This is a genomic window from Legionella stuttgartensis (assembly GCF_977063405.2).
This window is the reverse complement of the sequence record NZ_CDRUHA020000011.1, coordinates 410,034-427,991: the sequence shown is the minus strand read 5'-3', so window position 1 is coordinate 427,991 and position 17,958 is coordinate 410,034. Positions and strand designations below refer to the sequence as shown.

The window sequence follows — 17,958 nt, the reverse complement described above, 5'->3', positions numbered from 1 at the left end:
TAGCAAAAAAGAGGCATGCTGTGGTATAAAATTTCAATTATGATACAAAAATCATTTACATTCCCACACCACTTTGTGGGCTATTTTTGAGCTGAAACATAGAGGCAAGGTTATCTTTTACTTGATTTAATGGTTCATAATCAATGCCTAAATTACATGCCTCACAAATTTTTTGAATGTGGGATGGGCTTCCTTTATCAAAGCCAATGGATTTTACATCTTCAATGAGATTTTCGATTCTTTTTATTTTTTCTGCGATTTCTGGTTCGGCTTCTTCATTCAATTCACTTAAAACAATGGATAACTCTTCGATCATTGATTCATAATTACGCTGTTTTTCCGGATCAAACTCAATGAGCTCAGTACCATCCCTGATGGTATTCATAAAGAATCGATATCGTTGAACGTGTACTGAATTACGTGGTTCTTCACTAGGAATAACTTCAGACCCCTCTTTTTTAGGACTGGCAAGTTCAATAACAGACGTATTTGGTTTCGTATCAATATTTTGCGCATCTGGAATAGGAACACTATGAGGTTTTTCATCAAGGCTATCCTTAGACGCTCCATTCATCACCTCAACAGTAGAGCTGCTCGATTTTAGGTCAACGTCTCGCTCAGTAGACATAAAAGGAATGGAAGTATGTTCATTAAGGACCGTAGAATCATGCGGTTCTTCACTCATGGGCTCAACAGTAAGGGTACTTGATTTCAGGTCAAGGTCTTGCTCTTCAGGTATGGAAGCAGAGTGGATTTCATTGAGTACTAGAGAATCAAGCGATTCTTCACTCACAGGTTCAACAACCGGTATACTTGATTTCAAATCCAAATTTTGTTCTTCAAATTCAAGGTTAGTAGGCATTTGAGGAGATGTTTTGGAATCCACATTGAGAGATTCTGGAGCTATAGAAGAATTTTTTGGAGTTAAGATAAACATTGTTTTTATTAAATTTACATTAACATCAAAACGTTTTTTTGCATCTTCTGCTAATATTGGTTCAACAATACTCACTATATTTTCTAATTCTTGATTACATTTATTTAATAAAATCTGAGTAGAATCATAATCTTTAACTGTTTTTAATTCTTCTTTATATTTTTCTAATTGCATAACGCTCATATCAAGTTTGTTAATCTGCTCCTCATTCAATTCATGAACAGGACATTTTTTTAATTCCTCTATGATTAAACTCAAACTACTATCTACATCCTCTAAAGCATGAACACGTGCAGTTTCATAATGAACAGTAAGCTCCTCCATCGCCTGTTTCCATTCGCTTTGAATCGCTTGACTTTCCTTCTGAAAATTCATGGTAATTGTTTGGTGTTCTTCATAAATCTTTTGTAATTGTGGTGACTCATGACGAACTTCTTCAAAAAATGCTTCCAGAGCTCCTTGCGCTTCTTTAAATTTTTCTTCTTTGATTTGATGCTGTTTTTCAAGAACCTGTATTTCTAAAGGAGCTTCTCCATCTACTGAAGTTATCTCCAGACATTGTGCATCCATTTCCTCTTTTATTACTACTAACTTCTTATAAAGTGATAGCGCTTTTTGTTTTGTTTCTTCATTAATATTTTCATCTTTATTAATTATATTTAAGGTCTCTCGCATTAGTTTAAGATGTTGCTCATAAGATGTATCGATTTGTTTTATTTGCTTTCCATGGTAGATATGAGTAATTCGTTTCATTTCATCTTCATAATATCGATACAACTCCATATTAGTTAAACCATAAAGCGATTTTTCCCATTCAGAAGTGGGGGGTGGAAATGATTTATGTGTTTCAGTTTGTGGTGTTGATGATTCTTTTTTTCGGGGAACAAACACAAAATCCTGTAGCTGTGCTGCTGCAGCCTGAGCTTGTTCTTTTTCTATTTCCTCAAGCAAGGCAATTTCTATTGCCAATAAATCTTTATCTTCAAAAAGCGAGCGGATAATATCAAACTGGCCAGTCACCGTAAGAAAAAAGAGTAAATTGTGCTCACACAAATGAATAAATTCACTTAAAAATTGTTCATTTTGACGAATCACATCATTTTTATTTTTGATCGAATTTAGCCTTCTAAGCCATTCTAAATAAGAAATTAAAAGAGGGTAGGTTGCTTCAGATAACTCACGTTGTTTTAAGATGGCATCGCTGGGATCGCCCATTACACGCTTTAAATGCTCATCTGGTGATATATGAAGAATTCCCATCAGTGATTACCCGCTTTATTGCTCATATTTCAATAAAGTATAGTATTTTTTATTCTATACGATCTAATTATGGGCAATCGAGTAATGGTTTTCCAATTTTAAAGAGGAATAAATCGAGCAAATCTGTGTTCAATGCCGTACATTTTTAGGTAGATAATTCATCACGCAGTAGCTCAAACATTTTGCATTGGTAATCTCAAGGTCACGAAAATAGGTTATTTCTTTTAAATAAAAATCGAACGTCTCTTGAATTGCTTCAAAATAACCTTTAATGACAACTGAATAACGCATTTTTTCGGTGTAGTGCATTTCGAGTAATTTAGAATATAAAAAAGTAACTTCATAAGCACATTGTGTATGCGCCATTAGAGAAACATCAAAACAATTTGCTTCAAGTAATTTAGCTTTCAGCCTATTTATATTGGTAAGAATGTTGGAAATGTAGAAATTAATTTTCTCTATCTTTTCTTTATAAACATCACCTACTACCTCCGGAATTGAATGGACCATATCACGTAAGAAATTTAAATCTGCAATATAATTCCCTAACACATTACTTTTCTTCATTTCTATAAATCTTGCTTGCCATTCAACTAAGTGCAGCACAATACGCTTATAGGCAATGAGTTCCTTTTCTTTAGAATGATCTTCTGTAGGAAATTGGTTGCTGGTTTTTATATGCTCGATATGTCCCATCACCATAAAACATGCATTTTTTATATCTTCAAAAGTTAATGACTCAAAATTACTTGTTTCGATTTTTTCGCTTATAGTATCAATAACTTTTATTACATCTTGAGATAACATTGCCATTCCAAAATTTCAACATCACCTAAACTTGAGTATAGTTCAATATTTAAACAAAAAAGACAATTTTGTTCGGAAGATTACTTATTTTTAATACGTAGTTGAATCAGCTTTATAATTGGGAAGCGCGGTTTCCCGCGCTACAGGTAATTACATGACCAATGTTACTGATTCAAGTTTTGTGTCAGGAATATCAATAGGTACACGTGATGGTAATACATTAGATTTTGGAATCTCTCGGCGAGACGGTTTAGCTGCTTCTTTCGCTTTAACAGCCATTAGTTCATTTTCAAATTTAAAAAGCTCTGCTACATCGGTAATTCGCAGGGCATAAATCCCTTCTTTTTTCTCTTCCTCATCAATTTTCTCATACAAGAATGCAACTTGTTGTTGCAGCGACTCAGCTTGCTCTCCCATTTGTTGACGTAACTGGTCGAGTTGACCCGCTAATGCATTCTGTTTTTTTTCAATATCCAGACGAAATGCATCATTCAAATGTCTTACAGGTCTTCCCATCAATTCATCAAACTCCAGACGCCAATCTTCCATATTTTCGGGGGTAAATACGTAAGCATAAATATTACCCCATAAAGTTTTGGGCTTCATCCCCTCTACGATTCGTTCATGCAAGTCCCTGAATCCGATTCTTAGCATTATATTTTCAATTTGTTCAATTTTTTCTTCCTCTAAATCAGGAAAATCAAATGTTTTGATTAACTCTCTGTCACGAAAATGCTTGCGAACTGGTTCAGGAAAAGAATCCAAATTTTCCGGCATTTTCTCAGCGATCAATCCTTTTAAACCAAGAATTTCTTTGACCTGCTCCTGAAATTGCTCAGGAAACTTAGCCACATTTTCCTGAGTTTGTTCTTTCCATTTAAGTAGCGGTACGTATTCTTTAATCAATTGATCTAAAGCCCTCATCTTTTCTTGAGTTTGCATTAAACTTTTTTCTAAAGAATCTTGTTGCTCCCTTAAATCCTGAGTACGTGAATTATAATGAGTAAAATGTTGCAATAGTGGATGAAAACCGGTGCCTTCAATCACCAAATCAAAATAATCGCTAAAGCCATTACTCCCCTCCTTGAGCTTAACCTCGCGGACACTAAACCCGTTTAGTCCATTAAGTTTTTCTTGGAGATTTTCAGCCTTACATCTCAAATACTTACTTGTATTAAGTAATTCTTTATGTTCCTGGCTTAATGATTCACAAAGATGTCGCACCTCTCCTCGTAGTCGAGCTAGAGGTCCCTGCAATTTAGAATTTTTTCTAGCGAGCTCTTCCATTTTATTCGAGAGGACAAAGTACATCTCATGAAAAGCATAGATCGAATTGCTCTCGGCTCGTATTGCATTTAATGTATTCTTGATTGAAATCCAATCTCTGTTTTTCTGTAAACCTATTTCCGCCTCTTCTATGGCTTGGATCGCAGAATTCAATTTTCCTTTTGTTACTGCACAAATAGACTCTTCTTTACAATCATGGATGAAATCAGCGTCTAGTTTATTTCTCTTTGTGCCAATAGCTGTTAGTCCATCAAGGGTAGCTAATGTTTCTTTAATTAGAGTGCGTGTATTCTTATGTCCCCAGGGAAATATCCATAAATCTTCAAGTTTCGCTTCATGCTCTGCCAATACTCGATACAAATTCTTCATTGCACTTTGTTGCGAAAGAATTTTTTCTTCTTCGTCTAGTGTATCATCTTCGTTTAGTTTATTGGCTTCACCTAACAAATTTGCAGCGTTTAATATGTCTCTAGCTGCATCCGTTACAGCGGTACGCTCAAGCAAATATCCTAAACCACGATGTTTATCGCTAGCCCAGGAAAGACTGGTTTGCAACTCATCAACCAGTTCGGCTATTACTCCATCAAAATAAACTGCTTTTAAATCCCCCAGCTCGCTTGGCGCTTCAAGGCCAGCTTCTTTATATACCCGGAACAACTCTTGAATTACTGGTTGCATAGCGTATTTATCAGTAAATCGATCTTCAGGCAATCTATTGGCATACTCCAATAAGTGATCAATGAGATTATCTAAATTTCTTGCATCCTTCACTTGTTGAACCAATAGGGATCGCACAATGCTCTTTAAATGAGGATTATTTTCTATAAGACCACTAATGTCCTTAACAAATAATTTCACTTGGCTTGTAGCAAAAGCTTCACGATAGCTTTCTAAATTACTATCAGCAAATCGTAACATTGCTCCGTTTATATCTAATCCGGATTCAACATAACGACGTGTTTTTTTCTTCTGAGCAAGCATTTCTTTCTTGCTTGTACGTAGAGCCAATCGATTAACTTTTAATTGTTCATCTAAGGAGACCTCATCCAGATACTGACAACGTAATGCATTAATTGAACCCTCTACTAGAAAAGTCTCAGCTTTTTCTTTAAGAAGCGCCCGATGCTGATCCCAAACATAGCGTGCAGCGACTTCATAATCGGCTAGTGATTTATCTAATGCAATAGTCTGTAACTTCTTATTTGCAGTATGGCGAATATATGGATTAGGATATTTTTTTTGTGGTTTAGAATTTTCTAGACATTCATCCCAATGTTCACTCAAGGAACGAATCAAATCTTCTCTTTGTAGTACTAAGCCTGCATCTAGTGTGCGCCACTCGGTTTTTGGATAGACAAGATGTAAAAACTCTTTCCAATCTTGGAATTGTTGCAGAACAACTTGTTGTATATTACTTACTGTTTGCATGTAATGACGGGTAACAGCAACTTCCTCATTTTGCTGACGTTGCAATTCTGCTAAAGAAGCAAGTAGTTCTTTCCGTTCACTTTGGGTCTTGTAGAACCCAGATTGTAAAACGGATGCACCTTGTGTTTTATAGAGTACAACGTAATTAGCTGGCCTATCTTTTCCACCAAGACACCGTGTGACACGTTGTGCTGCACGAACATCCAAATATGTTTGAATCCCTAAAAATCCCTTCGGATGTTGTGTCTTAAAATGAGCATCTTGTGCTAGTGTTGCAGTAGTAATCGTTATGGTATTTTGTTTTCCAGACTGATTGTTAATCCATTTTTTTCGTTCATCTACTGATTCAGTACCCGTAAATGCTGCAATATGGCTTTCCCTGAATCGTGTTTTTAGTTCTTCTTCAAGAAGTTTGACTTCATTAACATCTTTCGCAAATAGGACAATAGGTTGCCCGTCTTGTGCTTGATTAATCGCTGCTGTTATAACGCGTACATGAGCGTTTTTATTTGCAATAACTGTTGTAGCCAGTTCCTCACGTTTAATTCTTCTATGCGATGATATTGTACATGCGATATCCATATCGAACTTATTGCATAGTTCAACTAACCTCTCTTTTCGACCTAAAGTATTCGAGAGGCTAATAATCCGCCCCGGTTTTTTATAGTGATCAATAAAATCCATGGTTGAAACAGAATCAATACAATGCATCTCAGGCTCAATAACGAATTCCCAATCAGGGTATTTCTTTTGTAATCGAGCATGCAGAAATTGATGCACCATAAAGCTTAACTCATCTTGAGAGGCTTTTTGATTTAAGGGAATGGCTGCATGACGTGTTGTTTTAGACGGTGGAATAATAAAATCTACCCCTTCAACGAAACGTCGCGCCTCTATAGCGGCATTAATCCATAGACTAAATTTCTTATCAGGTAAGGCGTTTAACTGCGCTTTATGCGAACCTGTTGGTGCATGCCGGTCCAAAAGCTCTTTTAACTGGGTTATATCCCGAGTTTCGCTCCAGCCTTTGTCGAGAATTCTAAATCCTTTGTGATTAATGAATTCATTAATTAAAGGATAAACCCAGGCATAAGAACTATCCTCATCATTTCCATCTCCCTTAAGAGCGAGATTAAACAAAGTCTTTTCATCTAATTCAGAGAAATCAGCTCCATAAAGAATTAGATTACTCGATAGAGGATGACCATCCTTATACGCTGTCATGTCTTCATTTTCGAGCCTGGCCCGAGAACTATATGCAGCCAGATCACCTATAGTAGAATAATTTATCCCACCAACCTGATAAGTTCCTTTCGGTGAACCCACCTCAACACGCCTGAAATGAATACCTAGAGAAGCAAAAAAATCTTCATCATGTTGAGAACTCTGAATCATCAAATCGCGATTGGGGGCACATACATCAACAGATCCACCATCAGCTTCAACCCATTGCATTACAGAAAACAGTGCAGTGGCAATGCTACCTTCGTCCGTATTGAGCTCCATCAGCATATTGTTTTGCTGATTTTTTATTGCCATTAAAACGGCAATGAGCTGTGTGGTATCAACAAATTTACCTGTAGCCCGGAAATACTGTTCTCGTAGCACAGCAAGCAATCTCAACTGATTTTTTAGTTTATCGTGGGCATCCAGATGCGGTGCTCTTATTTCGGCAATCAGTGTATCTGATAATTCACGAAGTTGCGCACGACTGACTTGCGTTAAATCATGGTGGTTTTTAATTTGGTATGTTGTTGGTCTTCCTACTGCATTGATATAGATAATTTGTTGAGCTAAATCATATTGATCCTGACTACTTAACGCGGTTCCTTCAACAATATTTTTAATATCAGCAATAACTTGAGCAACGCTTGCGGTCTCAAATTGCTCCTTCAGAACTTGGTCTGCATGTTTTATAATAACATCAAATGCATTTTTTTGTGGGGCACGTCCCGATTTAGGGTCCTTATCAAATGCATCAACATAATCCCTAAGATCGTTAACATATCCATTTAGCACATTAATAAACGGCTCCATCTCTGGATAAGGAGGATAAGTAAATAATCCCGCAAGTTCTGAAAGGTTCAACGGATTTAACTCCAGTCCTGCTTGAACCGCCAACAAGCGATGAAGATTTGCATCCGTTGTATGCTTACCCAACACAAGTAATATTTTAGCCCAATTACTTAAATCAGAATTATTAGTACCTTCTAACGTGCAGACTAAGTTATAGTAACGACTTAATTCATCCTCATCGCATTTAGTGCATGATTGCATTAATAAAGTAAGCAATGGGACTAGTGAACGCACCTCTGCCTTCGACTGAATAACCGATACGGTTTTATTAATAACTTTATTTAGTAAGTTCTCATCAACTTTCGGACCTGCTTTTTTTATTCCATTGATTAACGCATGGAGCAAATTTTCTGAAAGTTGTTTGTCCACACCTTCTAAAGATTTCAATTCAATCATGTTTTTTAATGGAAATAAGGATTGCTGAGTTAAATTATGACTAAATGAACAACGCAATAGGATTTCATATGCCTCTTCCCCAAGCATTTCTCGGTATTTTGTTAAATAAGTAACCTCGCTCAAAGCATTTTGTAGCTGGTCTGTTGAGAAATCCGGTGTTTCTTTTAATATCTTGCATAAAATGGCTAAGGGGGACGCCACTGTACAAGTTTTTACTTGACTTAAATCATCCAGTAAATTCTTTATCTGAACTACTGTTTGAGAATTTTTTCCAAGTACTGTGGACTTAATTACATTTGTTAATAATGGAATAGAGCGGTGAAACTCAATGTTATTTTGGTTTTTAATGCGAATTAATGAATTAATTAATCCATTCACTGCATTTAATTGCTCTTCCAATTTCAACAAGGCTTCATCAATAGGTAGATCAGTATCTAATTCTTTAACCTGCTTAAATAAAATACGGTCAAAATCTTTATTTGATGTTTGTAATGTATTTATAGCGGTTCTTAAACTGGCTTGGCAACCAGCGTCTATTCTGGGTCTCAGTACTGCCAGGAAGGATTTCTGTGTAAAAAACTCGTTGCCCAAAACCTGATCCATTTGTTTTCTTTCTTCTGGAAATCCAGATAAAGTCCAAAAAAACCACCTACTGCTTAACAAATTCTTTGCGTCTTGTTCTTCCTCAGCCAAAGCCTCGTGCACTCTTCGGGCATTCACGGGACGTTGTCTCAAATACCACAAAACAGATTGATGGGAGCCTATCCAGGATTCCAAATATCCCTCGAGTTTTTCTGGAAAATCTTCAAACTTACTTTGGATTTTCCAATCATCATAAGTTTGTTCAAGCACGCTAAAGAGGTTAATTTCTGTTTCGGTAATCCCATCTTTTCCTATTTTTACCTCAGGCAATTCAGCACGAACCATAGCAAGAAGCGCTTTATTTTGATTTTCAACGCTAGCAAAGGTATCTAATTCCTTTTCTGCCTCGGTAACTGAGTTAACAATTTTTATAAGTTGCTCAAGAGAAGGCAAACGATAAGAAGCCTCTATATTAATATCAGTGAGAATTGCTAATAACTGTTCTCTACGCTCAGCCCGCATAGCATTTATGGCTTCTGCCAATGCTTTTATTTTTATTTCAAATTCACTTTCGTCTTGTTCATGTTGTGATGCTTTGGTTACTTCATCACTTACCAAAGAGAGGAGCACCAAAAACGGAGATAATGACTCAGTTTGATCATGAAAAAGCTCAGATAAAGAAGTGGCTAATTTAGAAGGAAGAACTAAATGTTGAAGCAATGAAGAAAAAGGAAATTTCTGAATGGGGACCGTTTGAGCCTGTTCTATACCCGAACGCAGTTCGTAATTGTTGATAATAGATGAAGCCGCATCACCATGTTGTATCATGAGACTCAAGGCCAGAGAACATGCTTCATAAAAATCACTCTGGTCTTGTTGTGAGATTGGGACGTTCGTTTTTTGCATGAGCGACAAGAAATCAATAAGTCTTATTAACTCATTAATGCTAGGCATTAACTCCCAACTTGAATACCTTAGAGCAGTTAAAAAAACAGGAAGCACCTTTGATAACTGGTCACTCATGTGCTCATCAAAACGATTGGCTATGGCCGTAAACCTGTTAAGCAAACATGTAAAGCTGGTATAAGGGTCTTCTGTTTTAGTACATGCCTGCTCCCCCGTAGTCATCAACGCAGCGATATTGAGTAATAATACTTTATTGTCGACACTCCACTTTGAATTGTTACTAATTTCCCGCTCAATCTTTTGATATACATCCAGACTATATGCCCACTCTTGCGTGCCAATAAAACGATAGAAACGAGTTACAACCTCCTCGTAGGGAAGGTTCATGGGGCATAACCATATACCCAGCTCCTCCGGCATTGTAGGGGTTGAATAATCAAGAGTTTCTGCATCAACATTGGATTTTAAATTCATTTGCCTTGATACCAGTTTGTAATTGTTATTACGACTGGCATGATAGGCTCCATTAAGATCTAATCCATCTAAATAAGTCAACTGCTCTTCTGGATCACTGCTGTTATTTATAATGAACAATAAGCGATCTAATGTGGGCTTCATAGGACCGATATTTTCTAATGTACAGGAGAATGGCAAGGTCAGATTTTTCTTCTCCAGTTCCCCAAGAAAATAATTATAAGCTTCAAATAAATCATTAAATTCAGTATGAACACTTGTTGCTTTATGTTGAGAAACCAAAGCAATCCACCATATTTTCTGTTCAGGGCTTAATTCACTCAACTTTTTAAGATTTGCCAAACCTTGGGATGACATTAATGCAAGATAGTTTTCGGGTTGATCAAGAAATAACTTATCAAAGTCTTGAAACAACTCCTTATCATGTAATTCCTTAAGATGTTGCAATAAAAGTAAAACGCCATCAGTTCCAGTATGAATTAACACTTGAGCCAGACCTTTATAATTAAGATCAGCTAAAGGTACTATCTGGAGTAGTCGTTTTATCTTCTTTAATTTTGGTGCATCAGGTTCTGTCACGTCAGACAAAAATAAAATAAAAGCCTCTTGCCGTTGTTCCGGCGAGCTGCTTTCACTCAGTAAATCATTAAACTCTTTTCTATAACGAGCTCGGTCTTCCAAGTCATTTTTCAAGAAACTGAATTGGCGGTAAGAACCCACGATATTACGTGGATTTTCTTGAGCAAACTCAGGAACTTGCGTCAAAGGAGTCCCTTGTTCTGGATGTTGATATGGTGGTTCCTCATTATTTTTACGCTTACGCAGCGTCGCTTTTCGTTCTTGATGCAGAGCTTCATGTTGCGAGGGAATTTGATATTGGAGTTGTAAACCCATACTGGGAGTTTTTATACCTTCAACCCAATTTTTTTTAGCTTTTCGTACTCTATTCGTATGGGGATGAAAAGCGATTGCTGAGTTAGAAAACTCTTCTACTTGTTGTTGGAATTCGAAAGAAAATTTTTGTCGTTTACTGATAAGATATGCATTATCAAAAGCTAATTGATATCGAGTCAGCGGAGGGGCAATTTCAAATTTATAAGGTCTACGTCCTGGTTTTGAAAGAAAATCAACCAACTTGTTAAAGTCTTCTTGGTTAAATGCATCACACGTCAATAGTAAAGTGACTTCTCCAGAACCCAACTTATCTTGCTCGTAGGTAGTTTCTAAATAGGCAGTAAAATTATCGATCTCATCAAAGATATATTCGCCCAGAGTGATTCTCATGCAGCCATGTCCCCCAAATAATAAATACTAAGACTTTATTATCCATATAGTGCGCAAATATATCACATTTTTAATGAATAAAATATGAAAGAAGAACATTACTGACTTAAATAGGTGAATTAAAAAACATCCAAAACAGCATTCAAAAGCTGTTGTGTATAGGCTTCTTTAGGACATTTAAAAAGAGATTCACAACTCCCAAACTCGACGCCAACTCCATTCTTCATGACTAATACTTCATCGGCAATATAGGAAACCACCCCCATATTATGCGTGATAAATAAATAAGAAATGCCTGTTTCTTGCTGTAACTCCTTTAATAAATTAAGGATCTGTGCCTGCACTGAAACATCCAAAGCACTGGTTGGTTCATCACAAATCAAGATATCTGGTCCTGTAGCTAAAGCACGAGCAATGCAAATTCGTTGTCTTTGCCCACCTGAAAATTGATGAGGATAACGGTGCAAGCTACCGCTTGGTAAATTCACCTGATTGAGTAGTTCCTTTTGTCTTGCACTAATTAATGAACGTTTCATCCCTTGGGCATGCATGCCTTCGGCGATTATTTCACCTACTGTCATGCGCGGGTTCATAGAAGAAAACGGATCTTGGAAAATAATTTGTACTTTTTTTCGGTATTCTCTTAATGAACGCCCTTTTAATGCCAACACATCCTGTTCTTTATAGTGTATTTCACCACCGCTAATGGGTAATAAACGCAACAAAGCACGACTTGCTGTGGTTTTACCACACCCTGACTCACCCACCAAAGCCAACGTTTTTCCTTGCAACAAACGAAATGAAAGACCATCTACAGCTTTAAATAAAACTTTATGACGACTAAATAGACCTTTTTTCTGGATAAAACCAACGGATAAATCATTCACCGTGAGTATTGTTTTTGCCTCCGTAGTCGCCACATCCCAAACTATTTTGTTTTTTTGCAAAGGAGGTAACTCTTCAAAGTCAGGGTAGAGATGACATCGTACCAATCGGCCCTCTTGTTCTTGTAATTGCGGCTCCTCCACGGGACAGCGTTCAAAAGCATAAATACAACGAGGATGAAAACGACACCCCGTCGGCATTTCATCCAAAGCAGGTACCAATCCACGAATTACTGACAAACGTTCTTCGCGTTTTGCCAAAGAAGGTATAGAAGCCAGTAACTGCTGGACATAAGGATGTTGTTTAACTCGCGAAAAAAATTCTTCTACAGAAGATTGAGCTACCACCTGTCCTGCATACATCACACAGACCCGTGATGCCATGGCTCTCACCACTCCTAGATCATGAGTAATCAATAATAAACTCATCTGATGGGTTCTTTGTACTTTTTTTAATAAAGCAAGGATTTGAGCTTGAATTGTAACGTCCAAAGCGGTTGTTGGTTCATCAGCAATTAAAATATCAGGCTTACAGGCTAAAGCCATAGCAATAACTACCCGCTGTTTCTGTCCACCGGACAATTGATGCGGATATTGATGGATTTTAATTTCTGGTTGAGGCATTTCCACTTCATGAAGCAAAGATAATAATGCTTCTTGCAACTCTTTAGCATTAAATGAGTTACATTTTACTAAGGCCTCTGTTAACTGTTCTCCTATTGTCATTACTGGATTAAGTGCAGTCATTGGCTCTTGAAAAATCATAGCCATCTTACGACCTCTTAATTGGCGCATCATGTGTTCTGGTAAATCCAAAATATCTTGTCCATCCACATGGATTAAACTATCAATGCCATAAACACCGGATTTAGGTAACAAGCGCATTAACGCCAAAGAAGTGAGGGATTTGCCACAACCTGATTCACCCAATAAAACTAAGGTTTCACCAGGACATAAATTAAAGCTGACTTCATCCAAAGCAGGCACCGTTTTATGGTGTTGTTGAAAAGCTACAGATAATTGGTGAATTTCAGCACTGTTTTTTTGCATATGTCTTCTATTTTGCCTGGCCTAATCAAAGCGTGCATCAGGAAATCATCTTGATTCATTTCCCAGATTAAGGCTCGCCAAATCCAGGCTGCAATAACTCATCCTGATTTCTCCCGCTTGCAGAACAGGGGATCTTTATAATAGATTTACAAAGGAACTATTCGTCTTTCGTCTACTGTATCATAATATATGGTAAAATAAACCTAACTTTTATTTGAGAAATACCCATGTCAGAAAACTATACTGCCCAAGCAATTGAAGTCTTAAGTGGACTCGAACCTGTTCAACGACGCCCTGGCATGTATACCGATACGACGCGTCCAAACCACTTGGCCCAAGAAGTGATTGATAACAGTGTGGATGAGGTGCTGGCTGGCTTTGCAAGTCATATCCGCGTCACACTTCATGAAGACGGCTCTATTGAAGTGGAAGATGATGGTCGCGGCATGCCTGTGGATTTACATCCACAATTAGGCTTAAGTGGTGTCGAAGTCATTATGACTCGATTACATGCCGGAGGTAAATTTTCTGATAAAAATTACAGCTTTTCAGGTGGATTGCATGGAGTGGGTGTTTCTGTGGTAAATGCCCTTTCTGACCGTCTTGATGTAACCATCAAACGCAATGGCATTGTGTACCAAATGTCTTTTGCAAATGGTGATAAATTATGCGAATTAAATGAAACAGGTATCACTAAAAAAAGAGATACCGGCACAATTATCCGCTTTTGGCCCAATCCTAAGTATTTTGATACGACACGTATCTCCGTAAAACATTTAACCCATGTATTGAGAGCAAAAGCCGTGCTTTGCACGGGTTTATCTATGACTTTTATTAATAAGGCAACTAATGAGGAAATGCATTGGTGTTATGAACAAGGACTTATTGATTATTTAAATCAATCATTGTCCGATGGAGATTATTTACCTGAAGAACCCTTTACCGGTGAATTCAAAAGCGATGAAGCCACTGTTGACTGGGCCTTGGTTTGGTCTAATGGGTCAAATAGTGGTTTTAGTGAGAGCTATGTAAATTTAATTCCAACCATCCAAGGTGGTACTCATGTCAATGGCTTACGCTCCGGTTTATTTGATGCGATGGCAGAATTTTGTGAGCTAAGAAATCTACTTCCCAGAGGAATAAAACTTACAGCAGATGACCTATGGGAACCCTGCCAATATGTATTATCGGTTAAAATGAAAGAACCGCAATTTGCAGGTCAAACCAAAGAACGCTTAAGCTCCCGCCAAATCTCTGCCTTTGTCAGTAATGTAGTTAAAGATGCTTTTGCACTATGGCTCAATCAACATCGTAACCAAGGTGAAGCTATCGCTTCTTTGGCAATCGATCGCGCACAGAAACGTTTAAGACAAGCGAAACAAGTAGCACGTAAACGCGTGAGCCAAGGCCCCGCTCTCCCAGGTAAGTTAGCTGATTGTTTGCTGACTGATCTTAGCCAAGCTGAATTATTTTTAGTGGAAGGTGATTCCGCAGGCGGATCAGCAAAACAAGCGCGCAATAAAGATTTCCAAGCGATTTTACCGTTGCGCGGAAAGATTCTTAATTCATGGGAAGTGGATTCCTCCCAAGTCTTAGCATCTCAGGAAATTCATGATATTTCCGTCGCTATAGGAGTAGATCCAGGCTCTTCTGATCTAAGCGGGCTTCGTTACGGTAAACTATGTATTCTCGCAGACGCAGACTCAGATGGTGCCCACATTGCTACTTTGATTTGTGCTTTATTTTTACGCCACTTTAAACCACTGGTTCAAGCCGGCCATGTATTCGTCGCGATGCCGCCACTTTATCGAATCGATGCAGGTAAAGAGGTTTATTATGCCCTGGACGATGAAGAAAAGACTCGTATCCTTAACCATTTAACAACTCGAGCGAAACCCAATGTGCAACGCTTTAAAGGTCTAGGTGAAATGAATCCCATACAACTACGTGAAACAACTATGGATCCCAATACCCGACGATTGGTTCAACTCACGATGGAAGATGAGGAAGGGGCTGAAGCAATTATGGATATGATGTTAAATAAAAAACGGGCAAGCGATAGAAAAGTTTGGTTAGAAACTAAAGGTAACTTAGCTGAGGTTTAATCTTTAATGACTACTTGCTGTTTGGATTCAAACATCCTATCGATAGCAATGAAGCTAAGTGATACCGGGGATTCACTTCCATTAAGTTAAGAATTTTTTGTCATTCCCGCGAAAGCGAGAATCTATCTTAGATTGGCACTACGTCTTGCTAGAAATGGGTTCCTGCCTTTGTAGGAATGACATTCCTTAACTTAATGGCAGCCTAGAATCCTTACCTTATTTCAAGTTACACCTTCCCCGTCCTACCATAGATGTCACCATTTTAATAACGGGATAATGTTAGAATAATCATCAGTCCATAAGATTTGTTCATCACCTTTAAAAAACTGCCAATTCGTCTCTTTCGCCAATTGAAACGCCAAATGTTCATTCGCAGTCAAAAAAGCCCATTCCGAATCAAATTGATTCAAGGACAGACTACCTTTGTTATTTATATAAAGCATCTTCAGCTGTAAAAACTTTCCTGCCGCATTGATTACTGGCAATAATTGCAAATGTCGATTACTTAAATGAATCAATATGCCCCCGTCTTTTGTAATTTTCTGTTGGTATAAAGTGAATGCTTCAAGAGTTAATAAATGTATTGGGATTGCATCTGAATTAAAAGCATCCACAATAACTAAATTTTGGGAGTGTGCAGGTAATTGCTCCACTCCTAGACGGCCATCATTTTTTATGATGGTCACACCTGGGCAATCGCGTAAATAAGTAAATAACTGGGGATTCTTTGCGAGATCAATGACTTGATCATCAATTTCAATAACTTTCACCCGGTCCTCTTCTCGAAATTGACAGACCATTGTACCAATACCTAAACCAATAATTATTACTGATAAAGAGCTCCTTTGGTGTTGCATGGCAACCACGATGGGGTTAATTGCTCCATAATAAGAAGTCATCCCATTCGGCTTTTCTCCTATAACTTGCAGTCCATGTATCGTTGATTGATTAATTAAGACATGGGTCTCTTGTTTATCTACTACTTTTTTTACCCCATAAAAATCACGTGCCTGCATCAAAATAGTGTCATTTTGTGATAATGGTGAAAAAATAAATCCAAATAAAATCAATAAAGATAAAATCAAACTAATTTTACTTTTTTGCCAGACAACTATAATAATTAACGTCAATAGGGCACACACTTGAAAAGAAGAAAAACCTCCAGGCCAATGAACACCAGGGAGGCAGTAGTGAAGCAACAAAGTAATCAGAACTACAATAGGAACCCACCAACCATTCTTCTTGGGCAATTGCGGCAAAGCAAATAAGCTCAGTAAAATTGCTAAAGGATATTCATAAATCCCGTTGAACCAATGGGGCGCCAAAATCCCATTAAATACTCCCGCTAATACACCACCAAGAGCCAAACAAAAATAAAACAATGTCAGCATTTGGGGTTTAGGCCTATCTAAAAATAGCTGGCGATGACAAAGTAAGGCCAAAATGAAAAAATTCAACAAATGAAACAAAATACTTTGCCAAATATTTATTTGCCCTGCATTTAAAATAAATCCAATAATTGGAAAAATAAGGAAAAAAATACTATTTCTTGCGATCCATGGAAATGAAATCAAGGGTTTATTAGTGAATACAAGCACAAAAGTGAGCAGGTATAGAGCCAGGGGTAGCACCCAAAATAAAGGGGTTGCTGCAATATCCGTAGTAATATACAAGGTCACTCCAAGCATTAAACTGCATGGGACAAAACTTAAAAAAATCCAATACAGCATGTTTTCCCAAGGCAAGGAGATAATAATCTCATTCTTTTTTTTCAATGATTGATAACGATTAGCATAGAGAATAAAGAACAATAGAGCGACATAAATTCCATACCCTATGCTCCATAAATAAAATTGATTTTTTATTCCGATAAAACGCTCAATTACCAAAGGATAAATTAATAAAGATAAGAGACTCCCCAGATTAGAAGCAACATATAAAAAATAAGGATCTCCGGCGTCCTTTTCTTTGCTCTGGCTGTAAGCAAATTGCAACAATGGAGCTGAAGCGCCAATAACAAGTAAGGGAAATCCCAGTTGGGTTACCAAATTAGATAAAATATTCCATTCAGGAGATCCACTCATAATCAAGGGCTGAAATAAAAGAGGCAAGGCAGTGAAACTCAAAAGAATGAAAACACTATGTATCGTTCGCCATATTATAGGTTTATAAAAAAAACCAAGCACAACAGCATATCCATAGGCGAGAAGCAACAATACCTGAAAAAAAAGCATGCAAATGGTCCAAACTGCCGGTGTTCCTCCATAAACGGGCAATAAAGATTTAGCCACCATGGGCTGTATGCTAAATAAAAGAATGGCACTTAAGAATAAGGTGATGGGGAATAAAAAACGCACCAAAGCATCCTTGACTCGAAAACCTCTCATAAAGAACATTGTAAAGTTTCAAAAACTGTTATTCAACTTATCATGTTTTAGGTTATTATTTTTAAGCTTTCAAAAACGCCAAGCAAATGAAAACT

At 37.4% G+C, this 17,958-nt stretch carries 6 protein-coding genes; 1 reads left to right on the top strand and 5 read right to left on the bottom strand.

From position 1 onward, the window contains the following. Positions 1-55: 55 nt before the first annotated feature. The 4 genes from ACWTEW_RS04130 to ACWTEW_RS04115 all read right to left on the bottom strand — a co-directional run bounded on the left by ACWTEW_RS04130 (position 56) and on the right by ACWTEW_RS04115 (position 13,371). Positions 56-2,197 (bottom strand): hypothetical protein, encoded by a 2,142-nt coding sequence (locus ACWTEW_RS04130; RefSeq protein ID WP_454780495.1) that lies wholly within the window; start codon positions 2,195-2,197, stop codon positions 56-58. 129 nt (positions 2,198-2,326) lie between these two features. Then, the gene (locus ACWTEW_RS04125) at positions 2,327-3,004 is read right to left on the bottom strand and encodes a hypothetical protein (RefSeq protein ID WP_454780494.1); all 678 of its coding nucleotides are present in this window, start codon (positions 3,002-3,004) and stop codon (positions 2,327-2,329) included. Positions 3,005-3,154: 150 nt separating this feature from the next. After that, positions 3,155-11,437 carry a hypothetical protein gene (locus tag ACWTEW_RS04120; RefSeq protein WP_454780493.1) on the bottom strand — a complete coding sequence of 2,761 codons (8,283 nt, stop codon included), beginning with the start codon at positions 11,435-11,437 and terminating at the stop codon, positions 3,155-3,157. 119 nt (positions 11,438-11,556) lie between these two features. Continuing rightward, positions 11,557-13,371, bottom strand: coding sequence for an ABC transporter ATP-binding protein (locus tag ACWTEW_RS04115; RefSeq protein ID WP_454780492.1), 1,815 nt, complete (start codon positions 13,369-13,371; stop codon positions 11,557-11,559). A gap of 227 nt (positions 13,372-13,598) precedes the next feature. On the opposite strand from ACWTEW_RS04115, the gene parE reads away from it, so the two are divergent. After that, positions 13,599-15,476 (top strand): DNA topoisomerase IV subunit B, encoded by a 1,878-nt coding sequence (parE, locus tag ACWTEW_RS04110; protein WP_454780491.1) that lies wholly within the window; start codon positions 13,599-13,601, stop codon positions 15,474-15,476. A 254-nt stretch (positions 15,477-15,730) separates the two neighbouring features. Here parE and ACWTEW_RS04105 read toward each other — a convergent pair whose 3' ends face one another. Continuing rightward, the gene (locus ACWTEW_RS04105) at positions 15,731-17,836 is read right to left on the bottom strand and encodes a spermidine synthase (protein ID WP_454780729.1); all 2,106 of its coding nucleotides are present in this window, start codon (positions 17,834-17,836) and stop codon (positions 15,731-15,733) included. Between the last annotated feature and the right edge of the window lie 122 nt (positions 17,837-17,958).

Coding starts and splice junctions, on each gene's coding strand:
- ACWTEW_RS04130 (WP_454780495.1), bottom strand. CDS start 2,197: ATGGGAATTCTTCATATATCACCAGATGAGCATTTAAAGCGTGTAATG.
- ACWTEW_RS04125 (WP_454780494.1), bottom strand. CDS start 3,004: ATGTTATCTCAAGATGTAATAAAAGTTATTGATACTATAAGCGAAAAA.
- ACWTEW_RS04120 (WP_454780493.1), bottom strand. CDS start 11,437: ATGAGAATCACTCTGGGCGAATATATCTTTGATGAGATCGATAATTTT.
- ACWTEW_RS04115 (WP_454780492.1), bottom strand. CDS start 13,371: ATGCAAAAAAACAGTGCTGAAATTCACCAATTATCTGTAGCTTTTCAA.
- parE (WP_454780491.1), top strand. CDS start 13,599: ATGTCAGAAAACTATACTGCCCAAGCAATTGAAGTCTTAAGTGGACTC.